This window comes from Leifsonia poae (genome assembly GCF_020009625.1).
Classification (GTDB): domain Bacteria; phylum Actinomycetota; class Actinomycetes; order Actinomycetales; family Microbacteriaceae; genus Leifsonia; species Leifsonia poae_A.
In genome coordinates this window covers 3,385,858-3,400,449 of sequence record NZ_JAIHLP010000002.1, presented here as the reverse complement: position 1 = coordinate 3,400,449, position 14,592 = coordinate 3,385,858, and the positions used below count along the sequence as shown (strand labels likewise).

12 protein-coding genes are annotated in these 14,592 nt (G+C 66.1%); 7 read left to right on the top strand and 5 right to left on the bottom strand.

The features are described from left to right. Positions 1 to 31 precede the first annotated feature (31 nt). Genes K5L49_RS16955 through K5L49_RS16945 form a run of 3 tightly spaced genes read left to right on the top strand, consistent with a single transcriptional unit; the run spans position 32 to position 2,200 of the window. Positions 32 to 1,009, top strand: a complete 978-nt coding sequence (locus tag K5L49_RS16955) for a GDP-L-fucose synthase family protein (RefSeq protein ID WP_223694603.1) — start codon at positions 32 to 34, stop codon at positions 1,007 to 1,009. Between the two features lie 28 nt (positions 1,010 to 1,037). Then, positions 1,038 to 1,790, top strand: coding sequence for a glycosyltransferase family 2 protein (locus K5L49_RS16950; RefSeq protein WP_223694601.1), 753 nt, complete (start codon positions 1,038 to 1,040; stop codon positions 1,788 to 1,790). Beyond that, complete coding sequence (locus K5L49_RS16945; RefSeq protein ID WP_223694599.1) at positions 1,787 to 2,200, top strand: DUF2304 domain-containing protein; 414 nt, start codon at positions 1,787 to 1,789, stop codon at positions 2,198 to 2,200. The genes K5L49_RS16950 and K5L49_RS16945 overlap by 4 nt, the downstream gene beginning before the upstream one ends. On the opposite strand, the gene K5L49_RS16940 is transcribed toward K5L49_RS16945, so the two are convergent. The 5 genes from K5L49_RS16940 to K5L49_RS16920 form a co-directional block, all read right to left on the bottom strand. Beyond that, entirely contained in the window at positions 2,197 to 3,210 is a 1,014-nt protein-coding gene (locus K5L49_RS16940) for a glycosyltransferase family 2 protein (RefSeq protein ID WP_223694597.1), read from the bottom strand. The genes K5L49_RS16945 and K5L49_RS16940 overlap by 4 nt on opposite strands. A gap of 4 nt (positions 3,211 to 3,214) precedes the next feature. Beyond that, positions 3,215 to 4,774: a DUF2142 domain-containing protein gene (locus K5L49_RS16935; RefSeq protein WP_223694595.1), complete on the bottom strand. Its 1,560-nt coding sequence runs from the start codon at positions 4,772 to 4,774 to the stop codon at positions 3,215 to 3,217. A gap of 101 nt (positions 4,775 to 4,875) precedes the next feature. Beyond that, positions 4,876 to 6,438: a glycosyltransferase family 2 protein gene (locus K5L49_RS16930; RefSeq protein ID WP_223694593.1), complete on the bottom strand. Its 1,563-nt coding sequence runs from the start codon at positions 6,436 to 6,438 to the stop codon at positions 4,876 to 4,878. Next, positions 6,435 to 6,698 (bottom strand): hypothetical protein, encoded by a 264-nt coding sequence (locus K5L49_RS16925; protein WP_223694591.1) that lies wholly within the window; start codon positions 6,696 to 6,698, stop codon positions 6,435 to 6,437. The genes K5L49_RS16930 and K5L49_RS16925 overlap by 4 nt, the downstream gene beginning before the upstream one ends. Before the next feature lie 90 nt (positions 6,699 to 6,788). Beyond that, the gene (locus K5L49_RS16920; protein ID WP_223694589.1) at positions 6,789 to 9,302 is read right to left on the bottom strand and encodes a glycosyltransferase; all 2,514 of its coding nucleotides are present in this window, start codon (positions 9,300 to 9,302) and stop codon (positions 6,789 to 6,791) included. Positions 9,303 to 9,442: 140 nt separating this feature from the next. On the opposite strand from K5L49_RS16920, the gene K5L49_RS16915 reads away from it, so the two are divergent. The 4 genes from K5L49_RS16915 (at position 9,443) to K5L49_RS16900 (ending at position 14,592) form a co-directional block, all read left to right on the top strand. Continuing rightward, entirely contained in the window at positions 9,443 to 10,369 is a 927-nt protein-coding gene (locus K5L49_RS16915; protein ID WP_223694587.1) for an ABC transporter permease, read from the top strand. A gap of 27 nt (positions 10,370 to 10,396) precedes the next feature. Beyond that, positions 10,397 to 11,650 (top strand): ABC transporter ATP-binding protein, encoded by a 1,254-nt coding sequence (locus K5L49_RS16910; RefSeq protein WP_223694585.1) that lies wholly within the window; start codon positions 10,397 to 10,399, stop codon positions 11,648 to 11,650. A gap of 109 nt (positions 11,651 to 11,759) precedes the next feature. Then, a complete protein-coding gene (locus K5L49_RS16905; protein WP_223694583.1) occupies positions 11,760 to 12,605 on the top strand; it encodes a glycosyltransferase family 2 protein in 846 nt (281 codons plus the stop codon). Between the two features lie 61 nt (positions 12,606 to 12,666). Then, entirely contained in the window at positions 12,667 to 14,592 is a 1,926-nt protein-coding gene (locus tag K5L49_RS16900; RefSeq protein ID WP_223694581.1) for a glycosyltransferase family 2 protein, read from the top strand.

Genomic DNA, 14,592 nt, shown 5'->3' with positions numbered 1-14,592 from the left:
CGAAGCAGTACCCTGCCCGAGTAAGGTCCAAGTGAGTATAGCCAGCGAGCTCCCCCCCGTTCCGCTCGACCGTTCGGCGCGCGTGTACATCGCCGGGCATCGCGGTCTCGTCGGAGGCGCGATCTGGCGGCATCTGGAGAGGGAAGGATTCACCGACCTGGTCGGCGCGAGCTCGGCGGAGGTCGACCTCCGCAACCGCGACCGGGTGTTCCAGTTCCTCCGTGAGACCGAGCCCGACGTCGTGATCGACGCCGCCGCCCGTGTCGGCGGGATCCTCGCGAACAACACCTACCCGGCCGAGTTCCTGAGCGACAACCTGCAGATCCAGGTGAACCTCATGGATGCGGCCAATGCGGTGGATGTCGACCGTCTGCTGTTCCTCGGCTCGTCGTGCATCTACCCGAAGTTCGCCGCGCAGCCGATCAAGGAGTCGTCCCTGCTCACCGGCGAGCTCGAACCCACCAACGACGCGTACGCCATCGCGAAGATCGCCGGCATCATGCAGGTGCAGGCGGTTCGCCGTCAGTACGGCCGCAAGTGGATCTCGGCGATGCCCACCAACCTCTACGGACCGGGCGACAATTTCCACCCGGAGCATTCTCATGTGCTGCCCGCGCTGATGCGACGCCTGCACGAGGCCGCAGCCTCCGGCGCCGATGAGGTCGTCATCTGGGGCAGCGGAACCCCGCGCCGGGAGTTCTTGCACGTGGACGATCTCGCGGCAGCCAGCCTGTTCCTGCTCGAGAACTACGATTCGCCCGACACCATCAACGTGGGCGTCGGCAGCGACATCTCGATCCGCGAGCTCTCCGAACTCGTCGCCGCGACGGTCGGCTTCGAGGGGAAGCTCTCCCAGGACACGTCGAAGCCCGATGGAACACCGCGCAAACTCCTCGATGTGAGCCGGCTCGCCGAGCTCGGCTGGCATGCCTCAGTGCCTCTGGACGAGGGCGTGCAGCAGACATACGCCTGGTATCTCGACCATCTGGCCTCGCTTCGTACCAAGTGACTCAGACCAGCTTGCTAGGATTTCGTCCATGCCGGCTTCGTTGAAACACACGTTGATCGTCATGCCCGCATTCAACGAAGAGGCATCGGTCGAACACGTGGTGCGCGAAGTCCTGACGGCACTGCCGGGGGTGACGTGCCTCGTCGTCGACGACGGTTCGACGGATGCGACCGCCGAGCTCGCCCGCTCGGCCGGTGCCGTGGTCGCCCAGCTCCCCTTCAACCTGGGTGTCGGGGGCGCCATGCGGACAGGCTTCAAGTACGCATTGGAGAACGGGTTCCACAACGTCGTCCAGGTCGACGCCGACGGCCAGCACGATCCCGTCGAGGTCGCCAAGATCCTGAACGGGCTCGACTCCGCCGATCTGGTGCTCGGGGCCCGGTTCGCCGGTCAGGGCCAGTACACCGCGCGCGGTCCGCGACGCTGGGCGATGGTCGTGCTCGCCCGTCTGCTGAGCCGGACGGCCCGGGTCAAGCTCACCGACACGACCTCCGGGTTCCGCGCCTCCGGCCCCCGCGCCGTGCGGCTCTTCGCGGAGCACTACCCCGCGGAGTACCTGGGCGACACGATCGAGTCGCTCGTCATCGCGGCCAGGGCCCAATGCGTGATCGCGCAGGTGCCGGTATCGATGCGCCCCCGGGCCGGCGGCGTGCCATCGCACAATCCGATCAAGTCGGCGGTCTTCCTCGCCCGGGTCGGCATGGCGGTCGTCTTCGCTTTCATCCGACCCCAGGTGATCCTGCACGAACGACGGCCCCTGACCGACAAGGTGGACTCGTGAGCGTGGCCAGTTACGTCTTCGGCATCGTCGCCGCGATGCTCGTGCTCTTCATCGTGATCGAGATGCTGCGACGCCGGAGGCTGCGTGAGCGCCACGCCGCCTGGTGGCTGTTCGCCGGGCTCATGGCCCTCATCATCGGGATCTTCCCGCAGACGCTGCGCTGGGCCGCCGACCTCGTCGGGATCGAGGTGCCGACGAACCTGGCGTTCTTCGTGAGCCTCGCCATCCTCTTCCTCGTCTGCCTGCAGCACAGCGCCGAGTTGACCGATCTCGAGGCCCACAACCGGGCGCTCGCCGAAAAGATCGCGCTGTACGATCTGCGGCTCCGCCAGCTCGAAGGTCGTGACCAACCGCATCCCGGACCAGGTTCATCCGAGGCCGCGGCCGGGTCGCCGTCCGACCTGCCTTAGCGCGAACGCTCAGCGAGCGGCTGCACGAGGTCACGGGCGACGTCGCGCGTGCCGTGTCCGTAGCGCGAATATCGGCCGGTGCGGTACTCGCGCAGAACCGGCACGAAACGGAGCACCCGATGCACGGAGAGCGCTGAGCGCGCCTGCTCGTGCCGAAGCTTCTCGTGGGATGCCTCCACGACCGCCACGGGAAGCGAGGTCTCCTTCGAGCCGGTCCAGTCGGCGAAGGCCTCCGCCCGGGCGAGCAGCCGTCGGTTCCGCTCGGCACCGGGTTCGATGATCCGCGCCAGTTTGCCACGCAGGTTCAACCGGTCGACCCCGATCTGGTTGGCGCCGTGCTGACGATAGTCGATGGTCTTATCGTCGAGGAAGTCCACGCGGCCGACCGTCGCCGCCACGAGGGCCAGCCACTCGTCGTGCACCCACGATGACGGAAACGGTGCGGCGTCAGCGAGGAGGTCGCGCCGGAAGATCGTCGTCGCACCCGTGACGAGGTTCCGCCGCAGGAACGCAGCGAAAGCGTCGCCCGTGCGGATCAGGCCCTTCTCCTCCTCGCTGATCGCGAGGGCGTGGAACAGGCCGGAGCCGAACGGCGCCCCCTGCTCGTCGACGAGCCGGGCGTCGGTGTTCAGCAGGGTGAGCTCGGGTCGGCGCGCGAACTCGGCGTGCAACCGTTCCAGCCGCCCTGGAGCCCACACATCGTCCTGATCGCACAGGGCGATCAGTTCACCCGTGGTCGCCGCGACCGCCTGCGCGAAGTTCGCGGTGACGCCGAGAGGCGCCGCGTTCTCGAGCACGGTCACCGTGGTCGAGGAGAGCGGATGCGAGGCGAGGAACCTCGCGGAGACGGCCCGGACCCGTTCCACCGTCCGGTCGCTCGACCCGTCGTCGGAGACCACGACCTCGACCGGGGCTCGCGACTGCTCCAGCACACTGGTCAGCTGGTCCTCGATGAACCGCTCGCCGTTGTATGTGCACAGGGCGACCGAGATCCTCAGCTCACCGCTCATCGGATCACCGGGTCGACAGCTCGGGGGCGATGGCCGGCTGGCCGGCCGCATCGTCGGCGAGGGCGACCTCCCGGGTCAGCCGGGAGGTCCCGAGCAGCAGGATCGTGATCGCGATTCCGAAGGCGAGGCTCCCGGCAGCCCAGACGACCATCGGCGAGACCGGGATGTTCCACCACCATCCGACGGAGTGGTTCAGGTTCCAATCCGTCTGCCCGACGCCGGAGATGTAGCGCCGCATGTTCGCGTTCATCGCGAAGGCGTTCGCCACTGTCAGCGCGACGGCGACGACCACCAGCTGCACGCGGGTGAAGCGGATGCGCCGGCCGGGCACAGAGACCAGGGCGACCGCCGCGAAGATGATGATGAGCGGGAAGATGTATCGCGGCTGCACCTCGTAGCCGACCGTGGTCTTGCTCTGCAGCAGGAACCAGCTCGGCAGCGCGATCATCGCGAAGAACACCAGGGCGAGGGTGAGCAGCTTGCGTCCGTTCGCCGAGGCCAGGCCGACGAAGGCGAACGCCCCGAAGATCGCTATGGTCGTCACCCAGACACCGGCCGGCATGGCGGTGTCCAGCCATCCCAGCCCCCAGGTTCCCAGCACGCCCGCCCACAGCGAGGGAAGGTTGGTCAGATTGGTCACGAACAGGTCGAACGTGCTCATTTGCGGTGCGAGCTCGTGGTGGCCGAACCCGCTCGTGGCGATTGTGGACTGCCCGGTGGAGAAGTAGACGCCGACCGCGAGCAAGGTCAGAGCGAACGGCAGGATGGCATCGCGCCAGAACCGCCGTGTGCGCGCGACATGCAGGATGAGCGCCGCGCCCATCGCGATGATGCCGTACACCGCCGCATCCGCTCGCGCTCCGGCGCCGATCGCGAGCGCGAGCGCTGAGAACACCCCCAGCGCGATCTTGCGCCTCCCCGATGATTCGAAGTAGCCGAGCATCGCGGGGAACAGGGTGCCCGCCGAGATGATGGCCCAGGCACTCGGGTTGGTCGACGCCACCAGGAAGATCCCGAGCGGGACCATGGTGATCGACCAAGTCCAGATGAGAGCCGATTTTCGGGGGCGCGGCAGGAGCAGGAAGAGGATCGTCGAGATCGCCAGGAACAGCAGAATGTTGACCGCTCGCATGACGACGACCGACACCGCGAAATTCGGGCTGGCGAAGATGCTCATGAACGCGTAGTACACGGGCGGGTACGCGTGATCGTTGAAATTGCCGCGCATCGTGTAGATAAGCGTGCTCGGATTCGCGTCCGCCCCGCCACTGACACCCGGGTGGAGCTGGCAGCCGGCACCGACCGGCTTGCGTGCGAAACAGATCGATTTCACGGCAGCGGCCGGAACCATGCGTGCGCCCGGGTCGCCCGGAACGGCCTCGCACAACCCCGGACGCTCCCCCAGCCCGCACCAGATGCTGGAGAGGTGGTAGTCGTCGTCCGGGCTCGAACCGACGGGCGACGCGATCGACCAGCACAGGAGTGCGGCGAGCGCGAAGACAGGGCCGATCAGAAGGATTCTGAACCGCGAGCGGAGCGGCTTTGCGGTGTCGGGACGAGTCACTTCAGTAGCCTATCGGTCGTCGGCTGAGGGTCCACCCGACGATACCGGCGAACAAAAACGGCCTCGAATCAGCCTTTTTCTTCTCCATCGCTGACGGCTTCTCAGAAAAGGTACCTGTCGCGACGCGGTGCGCCCCACCGGTTGAGGATCGCTCTCTCTTCGTGCGAGTAGATGACCGGGTTCCGCGTGCGCGACTCGAAATGGTACAGCCGCACATCCTTCAGCCAGACGAGCCGGTAGTCGAACGTCCGCACCTTGATCGACAGGTCGACGTCGTTGAAGTTGCCGGGGAACGCTTCGGAGAAGCCACCAACCAGTTCGAACACCTCGCGCGGCATCGCGATGCAGGCGGCGGTCAGACCGGAGACCTCGCGGTTGATCAGGAGAGAGGAGAACGAACCGTAGGCGTCCGGGCTCTCGCCGAAGTAGGCGTGGCCGAACGCACCCTGGTGGTGGAGGTGGCCCGCGTGCTGGATGGTTCCGTCCTCGAAGTAGAGCATCGCTCCGGTCATGCCGACATCGGGTTCGGAGAGCGGGGCGATGAGGTCGCCCACCATCTCCTCGCTGACGGTCTCGACATCGTCATTGAGGAAGAGCAGTATCTCGCCCCGCGAAGCGAAGTAGCCTTCGTTGCACTTGGCACTGAAATTGAAGGGCCGTTCGAAGAGCACCGGGGTCAGCCGGTCGCCGGCGATCTCATGCAGCTCAGCCATCACCTCCGGAGGGGTGTCGGCGTCGTAGACGACCACGATCTCGAGATCGCGGTGTTGTGTGCCCGCCACGAGGGAGCGCACCGCCTCGACGACGAAGACGCGCTCGTGCCCGAACACCTCGCCAGAGGAGCCCCGCGTCGGAATGATCACGCTGACGGACCGGTCGAGCTCGGGGACCCGATCGATCGCATACGTTCCCGGAACCGGTCCGTGGCCGACCTCAGCACGGATCCCCACCCGGTCGACGTGGTTCTGCACCGCGCGGACGCCGGCGTCCCACGCGTACGTCTTGTTGTCGGCGGCCGCCGCCGTGGAGCCGGGCACGGCTCTCCAGTGGTAGAGCACCTCGGGAAGGTGAAGGATGTGGCGCGCCCGCTCGGTGACCCGCAGCACGAGGTCGTGGTCTTGCGACCCTTCGCACTCCGGATCGAACCCTCCGACCTCGCGCACGAGGGAGGTTCGCAGCACAGACAGGTGCCCGGTGTACATCTGCCCGCGCAGACGCTCCGGCGACCAGTCCGGCTTGTCGAAGCGGTCGTACGGGTTTCCGGCCTCGTCGACTTTGTCTTCGTCGGTGTAGAGGTAGTCGACGTCGTCATGCGATCCGATCGTCTCCGACACCCGCTGCAGGGCGTTCGGGGCGAGGAGGTCGTCGTGGTCGAGCAGCGCGAGGTACTCGCCTCGTGCGGCATCGACGGCGTCGTTCGACGCCGCGACGATCCCTCCGTTCTCGGTACGCTCGATCACCCGGATGCGGGGGTCGGATGCGGCCGCCGCGCTCAGCACCGCACGGATCTGCGGATCGGGGGACGCATCATCGACGAGGAGGAGCTCCCATCGTCCGTCCCTTTGCCCCAGGACAGAATCGATCATGTCCTGCAGTGCCCTCACGGGCGGGTTGTAGACGGGGGTGACGATCGAGTACCGCGGTTCCTCGACGGGCGTGCTCACGGCGTCCGCCGGAGCACCCGGACCGGCCAGGTCACCGCGCGACCCACACGCCAGGAACTGCTGCTCATGACCCTCGCCGCCTCTCCCGCCGTCGCGGCCCGGGCAATTTCGGCGTCGATCTTGGCCTGCATGAGCTCGGCGCGCAGGCCGAGCTCGATGTCTCGGCCGATGAGCTGCAGGTGGGCGAGGTCGCGGACGGTCGCGAGAAGCTCGTCTCGCTCCGTTCGGAGTCGCCGCAGGTCGTCTGATTCCTCTGACACGGAAGTATCCCCTGGTTCGTGCTGGGTTCGATGCCGCAACGGTCGCCCCGTCGCGTTCGCAAAAGCTTAGCGGCTGTGACGGATCCTCACTCAGCCGGCGGCGTCGCGCTTCCGGTCCTGACGGGCGCGGACGCGTTCGACGACGGCACCGGGCCCGCCCTCTTTGAGGTAGTAGGCCACGCGCTGAAGATCGCGGCGGACACCGGTGACGCGCTTCGGAGCCTGGTAGGTCGCCCCACCCGGCCGACCCTTGCCGCCGGCGGCGTTCTTCTTGCCGCTGGCGACGGCCTTGTCGGCCGCCGGAATCGGGTTGCGGCAGAACTCCAGGAGCGGCGCGAGGGTCTTCACCCAGGTGAACTCCTGACGCACTCTGGCGACGTTCTTCCTGGCGGCCGCGATGGCCTTGTCGTTGAAGAGCAGCTTCTCGATGGCGTCGGCGAGGGCGTCGAGGTCCCGTTCCGGAACGGAGGCGCCGAGCGACTCCGCGGCGACGAGACGACCGAAGGAATCCCCGCCCGTCGTGACGATGGGGAGCCCCGCCCACAGGTAGTCGAGGATTCTGGTGCGGAACGAGAAGGTCGTCTCCACGTGCTGGAAGTGGGTGGACACACCCAGATCCGCTTCGAGGAGGTAGTTCTGCCTGTCCTCGTACGGCACCCACGACTCGTTGAAGAACACATTCTTGCCGTTCACGCCGAGACTGCCGGCCAGCAGCCGCGCGCGTGCGACGGCCTCCATCTCGGGAACGGCTGGGTTGGGGTGTTTGACCCCCATGAAGAACAGCCGGATCTCCGGATGCTTCTGAGCCAGTTTCGCGATGGCGCGGATGAGGATCTCGGGGTCGAACCAGTCGTAGATGCCGCCACCCCAGACCACGACCTTGTCGCCTTCCGAGATGCCCGGGACGACACCGCGCATGACGGGCTTGACGTGCACCGGGTCTTCGCTCGGCACCCCGAACGGCGCGACGGCGATGAGCGAGTCCAGGTCGTTGTCGCGGGAGTAGGTATAGGCGTTGATGCGTCCGAGTGCGGCCAGCTGGCCCAGCCAGAAGTGACGCTGCTGCTCACTCGCGCAGAGGAAGAAGTCGCCGAGCTGGAGCTGGTGGTTGAGCGCGTCCGTCGCCTCGTTCACCTGCTTGTTCCAGGCTTTGAGCGATTGCCCTTTGCCCTGTTCCAGCTGTTCGAGGTGCAGCGGGTCGTAGACGTCGACCACCAGGATCTTGCGCGATTTCTCCAGGCTCGGGAAGAGTTCGAGGGCATGGCCCTGCACGATGATGATGTCGGCCCACTCCTCGTGAGCCGAGACCGAGGACGGTCGGTGGTGGGAGATCACACCCACCTCGACCCGGTCGTCGAGCGGGATGGCGCTCGACATGCTCACCAGCCGGACATCGTGCTCGTCCGCGAGGAGCCGTGCGATGTTCCAGGCACGGATGGCGGGACCGGCCATGCGCTCTCCCACCGGGTCACCGGTGATCACCAGCACGCGGCGGCGGCCGCCGGTGTGCAATTGGCCGAGGGTGTCGACGATCTTCTCGTAGCCCCGCAGGTACGACTCGATCGGGTAGGCCGGCTCGTCGGTGTTCCCGAACAGTCCCGTCAGTTCGCGGTCGGACCGCACCCGCGTGGACTGGACTCGCGCCCGGGCCGCCGTGGTCTCGGGCAGGAGTTCGACGAACTGGTCGATGGCGAAGATCCCGGCGAGAGTCTGTTTGCTCACCGCTTTCTCGGGCTGCGAGTCATCGTCGGATTTGCGCAGATCGAACGAGGTCGAGTCGAGGTCGCCGCGGGCGACCGCCCGTCGGGTCGCGAGCAGAAGCGCGCCGGGGAACACCTGAGCCAGTGACTCGTCGTCGAGGTTCTTGTACAGCGTGTAGAGGGCGTTGCGCTCGAGCAGATAGGTCTCGCGGTAGCTGCCGAACTTGTTCATCGACGCGTGGTGCTTGTGATAGGCCAGCGACGCGGGTTGGAAGCGGAAACGGTAGCCGAGGAGGTTCATCCGCCAGCCGAGGTCGACGTCTTCGTAGAACATGAAGTAGGTGTCGTCGAAGCCGCCGAGCTCCTCGAAGACGGCGGCGCGGACGAACATGGCCGCTCCGGTGCCGAACAGCACGTCTTTCTCGGTGTCCCACGAACCGCGGTCCATCTCGCCGGCGTGCGGTTTGTACCCCATGCCGTACCAGGTGATGGCAGCGTCGAGGTAGTCGACCCGCTCACCCTCCCAGTCGAGCACCTTGCTCGCGACCGCCCCGATGTTCGTGCCCGAGGCGAATGTGTCCACCGCGGTGGCGATCCAGTCGGCGTGCGGCTTCGCGTCGTTGTTCAAGAAGGCGACGAACTCGCCTGTCGACTTGGAGACACCGAGATTGCAGCCACCGGTGAATCCGCGGTTCTCCTCGGAGACGACGAGCGTGATCTGGTCGCCGAGCGCCTTCAGCTTCTCGCGGCTGTCGTCGCCCGAGCCGTTCTCGACCACCACGATCTCGAGCAGTTCCCGAGGCCAATTGAGTTCGTTGAGCTCACGGATGCACTCGATCGTGTCGTCGGCCCCCCGGAAGTTGACCAGCACGACAGAGACAACACCCGCACGTCGTTTCACCACGTAATACACCCAATCCGCTCTTCGCCCTGCAAAGCGCTGGAAGTCTACCAAGCCAACTCCGGCCCCGGCTGTGCGGCCCTGCGCGGCCGCTCGCACCCAGGATCGACGCAGGAATCTGGGAGCTATGCTTATCTGTGCTCATGCCTACAGACGAACCCACCGACCACGAAATGCGCGACGCACGCTTCGTTGCGCTCGCTGACGTGCCCATGGTCTCCGTCGGGTCGAAGTCGGGTGCGGGAGGCTCGTGGAACGCCATCCGTGAGATCCTCGGCCAGCGCGAGATGCTCAATCTCCTCGTGCGCCGTGATCTGAAGGCGCGCTACAAAGACAGCGCCCTCGGCTTCCTCTGGTCGCTCGTCCGTCCGCTCACCCAGCTGCTCATCTACTACGTTGTGATCGGGCAGTTCCTCGGCGCCTCCCGCGGGATCGACGATTTCGCGATCTACATCTTCACCGGCCTGACCGCATACACCTTCTTCTCCGACATCGTCTCCAGTTCGACGGCGTCCATCGTCGGCAACGCCGGACTGATCAAGAAGATCTACCTCCCCCGAGAGATCTTCCCGCTCGCGAGCGTCGGCTCCGCCCTCTTCAACTTCATGATCCAGCTGGGGATCCTGCTGGTCGCGACGCTGCTGCTCGGCAAGTTCCCGATCTCGCCCGAGCTGGTCTACTTCATTCCGGCGTTCCTGGTCATCCTGATCTACGGCACGGCGCTCGGGCTGCTCCTCTCCGCGCTCAATGTGTACCTCCGCGACATCCAGTACCTCGTGGAGGTCGTGCTGATGATCCTCATGTGGGCCTCGCCGATCGTCTACTCCTGGGCGACCGTGCAGACCCACCTCGGCAACGGTCCGCTGCTGACGATCTACACCGACAATCCGCTGACCCTCGCCGTCCTCGGATTCCAGAAGGCACTCTGGCTCGGCGGACCCCACGTCGCCGTCTACCCGGACTGGCTGATGCCGCGCCTCCTGATCGCGATCGTCATCGGAATCGTCCTCCTCTTCAGCTTCCAGCGCGTCTTCGCGAAGCTCCAGGGCAACTTCGCTCAAGAACTCTGATCCGCTTCACGACTGGCTGAGAATCTGATGTCACAGAACGCACACACCTCCGAGAGCACTCGGACACCCGAGCGCCCCGACGTGATCGTCATCGACGACGTCTCGAAGCGATTCGTCGTCCGCAAAGACAACTCCCTCAAGGAGCGACTCGTCACATTCGGTCGCGGCCGGCAGCACCGCGAGGACTTCTGGGCGCTCAACAATGTGTCGGCGACGATCAAGGCCGGAACCACCGTCGGGCTGATCGGCCACAACGGCTCCGGCAAGAGCACCCTGCTCAAGGTCATCGGCGGCATCCTCGACCCGTCGAGCGGCTCCGTGCGCCGCCGCGGTCGCATCGCCGCGCTTCTCGAGCTCGGCGCCGGGTTCCACCCCGACCTGACCGGCCGGGAGAACGTCTACCTCAACGCCTCCATCCTGGGCCTCAGCCGCAAAGAGACCGACGAGCGTTTCGATGAGATCGTCCTGTTCTCCGGCATCGCTGACTTCATCGACACGCAGGTCAAGTTCTACTCCTCCGGGATGTATGTGCGTCTGGCGTTCGCCGTCGCCGTGCACACCGACCCGGACATCCTGCTCGTCGACGAGATCCTCGCGGTCGGCGACGAGGCCTTCCAGCGCAAATGTCTCGACAAGATCCGCTCCTTCCAGGAGCAGGGCCGCACGATCATCCTGGTGACGCACTCGCTCGGCCAGGTCACCGAATTGTGCGACACCGTGATCCTGCTCGACAAGGGCACCGTGGTCTACAAGGGAGAGCCCAACGAGGCGGTCGCGCTCTTGCGCGACAACCTGGAGGAACGCCGCATCGCCGACGGCTCGGCGGCCCAGGACAGGATCAACGGACACGGCGTCGTCCACAGCGCCGACGTCTTCCCGTCCGGAGGATCGATCGGCGACCCGGTCACCCCCGGGAGCGATCTGACGATCGAGTTGGCGGTCGAGCACTTCGACGGGCTCGACGATTGGATGGCCGCGGTGCAGATCGACAACGCTCTCGGTCAGCCCGTCTACGGCACGACCACCAAGCGACTCAAGATGCATCTGCCCCGGCTCACCAAGACACGGCTTCTGCGTCTGACGCTGAAAGACGTGCGCTTCGGCACCGGAAAATACTTCGTCAACGTCTCGCTCATGGACAACGCGGGCCGACACATCCACGATCTGCCCCAGGCCTGCTCGTTCGACGTTCCCTATTATGAGTACGCGGTCGGGATGGTCTACGCCGAGCCCGCATTCGACGATCTCGGTGAGATCGAATCGACCGCGCACGTCGTCTGAGCGTGACCGCAGGGTTCGCCCAGCGGGTGCGGATATGCTGGATGCTCGTCCATCCGACGCACGCGCGGAATCCGCGACACCTTTCGAACACCGACCATCTGGAAGGCTTATGGCACCGTCATTGCTCGTCGTGACGGTCACGTACAATTCCAGTTCTGCCATCGGCTCGTTCCTCTCTTCTTTGGCCACGGCCGTCTCCTCCCCGTTCTCGACGATCATCGTCGACAACGCCTCGGCCGATGTCGAAGCGACCCGCGCGATCGTGTCGGCGACGGATGCGCGGCTGATCGCGCTCGATGAGAACGGCGGGTATGGCGCCGGGATCACCGCCGGCATCGATGCCTTCGGGCCATCGCCGGACTACATCCTGGTCGTCAACCCGGATGTGCACTTCGCGGAGCACTCGATCGACACCCTTCTCGAGATCGCCGAGCAGTACCCCGATGCCGGCTCGGTCGGGCCGCGCATCCTCGACCCCGACGACACCGTGTACCCCTCGGCGCGCAACCTCCCTTCCCTCCGCACCGGCATCGGCCACGCCGTCTTCTCGCGCGCGTGGCCGAACAACCCGTGGACCCGGCGCTACCGCCGGTCGGACTCCACAGGCGACACCCTCCGCGACGCGGGCTGGCTCTCCGGGGCCTGCCTCCTCGTGCGATCCGAGGCCTACAACGAGATCGGCGGGTTCGATCCCTCGTTCTTCATGTACTTCGAGGATGTCGATCTCGGCGCCAGGCTCGGCCGCGCCGGATGGCGCAACCTCTACGCCCCGCAGGCTTCCGTTGTCCACACGGGCGCGCATTCGACCTCGCAGAATGCCGGTGCGATGGAGAGAGTGCACCATGAGAGCGCCTACCGCTTCCTCTCCCGCAAGTACACCGGGTGGTATCTCGCCCCGCTCCGATTGGCGATCCGGTTCGCTCTGGCCGTACGCGTGTGGTGGCGCAGCCGCTGACAGCCCTGTGCCAGAATGACGAATCACCACGACCCGGAGATGCACTGAATTGACGCTCGTAATGACGCTCATGGTCCGCGACGAAGCCGATGTGATCGGCCAGATGGTCGAGCACCACCTCGCCCAGGGCGTCGACCGGATCATCGTGACCGATAACGGCTCCGTCGACGGCACCCGTGAGATCCTCGCCGACGAACGCTGGGCCGACCGGCTGGATGTCCGCGACGACCCCCGTCATCTGAAGCAGCAGCACACGACCGTCACCGCGATGGCGCGCGACGCGTTCGAGCTCTACGGGGCCGATTGGGTGATCAACGCCGACGCCGACGAGTTCTGGTTCGCCGTCGACCGGTCCCAGAGCCTGCACGAAGCGTTCGCCGCCATCCCGCAAGAGTTTCAGACCTTCCCGGTCACGGTGACCGACATGATCGGGCCGCCCGCGCTCCGGGGAAGCGGCCTTCACCGGCTCGCCTACCGTGATCTGCGCCCGGTCGAACGGATGAACGAGATCGGCATCCTCAACCATGCGACCCCCGATGCCGTGCACATCGGGACGAACGACATCGTCGTCGCGCAGGGCAATCACTTCGTCAACCTGGAATCGAAGGGCCGCCCGGCGGAGGGCGCGGGCATCGAGGTCCTGCATTTCCCGTGGCGATCGTGGGAGCAGTTCCAGCGCAAGGTCCGCGCGTCAGGAGCGGCCTACGCCCGCAATCCGGAACTCACGCCGAGCCCCAACCATCACGGCATGCGCGAGTACGCTCGCGAACGGAACGGCGTGCTCTTCAGCTTCTATGTCGCCCGTCACCCCTCCGACACGGAGCTGCGCGAGGGGATCGCGAACGGAACCCTCGTCGCCGACGAGCGGATGGGCGCCACCGTCGAATCCGTGCCCGACGTTCCTCTCGACGTCTCCGCCGAAGCCGATGAACTGCACCGCACCTTCGCACGCGCCTACGCGGCGAAGGAGAGCGCAGACGCCGCCGAGCTCACCGAGTTACTGCGTCGCACCGAGGTGTTCGACCGCACACAGGCGCTCGAGGAGCAGCTGCGACAGGCGCGGGAACAGGTCGCGACGCTCGAAGGTCTCGTCGACCGGTTCTCCGCACGCCGCATCGTCCGCACTGCCGACGCCCTCTCCGCCGCGTCGGCGAGTGTCAGGCGGGCCGTCGGCGCCCGCGCCGCCCGGAGGATCGCCGAGGCCGAGGAGGCGCGCCGGCGCCAGCGGGACGACGAACGGTTCACCCGGATGCGTTCGCTGCTCTCCGACCGGATCAGCCCGGCCCTGGTGCGCGGTGAGGTCTCGAACGACGCGCTTCCGATCATGATGTGCCTCTGGAACCGCCCCGAGCGCATCCAGGCGATTCTCGACATGCTCTCCCGCCAGAGCTCCCCCACGCCGGTGCGGCTGATCCTCTGGAACAACGACCCGCGGAATCAGGAGCTGTATGAGCGGGTCATCGCCGAGCATTCGCTCGGCTCGCTCGCCTCTGTCGAGCTCTATGCCAGCCCGCACAATATCGGTGGCATCGGACGTTTCGTCGTCGCCCGTTACCTCTGGGAGGACGGCGTGCGCGGCCCGTTCATCATGCTCGACGACGATCAGGATGTGACCGCCGAGTTCACGAGAGAGATGACCGACGCGTACAGCCCGCGACGAGTGGCGGCCTGGTGGGCGTTCCGCAACCACGGCAGCTACTGGAATCGCTCGGAGATCGATCCGAACGAGCCCGCCGATCACGCCGGCACGGGCGGCACGGTGATCGACATCGACCTCGTCGACGATCTCGCCTTCTTCGGCATCGACCCGCGCTACCTCATGCTCGAGGACCAGTGGATGACCCACGTCGCCGCGAAACGGAACTGGGATGTCCGCAAGGCCAAGGTCGCCATCGACCAGGTGATGGACCTCGAAGAGAACAACCAGTACCACGCCCTCCTGCCGCTCAAGGACGAGTTCTACGCTTTCCTCCACGGTCAGGTGTAG

Bases quoted from the DNA above. Each gene is read 5' to 3' on its own strand.
- K5L49_RS16950 (WP_223694601.1), top strand. From the start codon at position 1,038: ATGCCGGCTTCGTTGAAACACACGTTGATCGTCATGCCCGCATTCAAC.
- K5L49_RS16940 (WP_223694597.1), bottom strand. From the start codon at position 3,210: ATGAGCGGTGAGCTGAGGATCTCGGTCGCCCTGTGCACATACAACGGC.
- K5L49_RS16915 (WP_223694587.1), top strand. From the start codon at position 9,443: ATGCCTACAGACGAACCCACCGACCACGAAATGCGCGACGCACGCTTC.
- K5L49_RS16910 (WP_223694585.1), top strand. From the start codon at position 10,397: ATGTCACAGAACGCACACACCTCCGAGAGCACTCGGACACCCGAGCGC.
- K5L49_RS16905 (WP_223694583.1), top strand. From the start codon at position 11,760: ATGGCACCGTCATTGCTCGTCGTGACGGTCACGTACAATTCCAGTTCT.
- K5L49_RS16900 (WP_223694581.1), top strand. From the start codon at position 12,667: ATGACGCTCATGGTCCGCGACGAAGCCGATGTGATCGGCCAGATGGTC.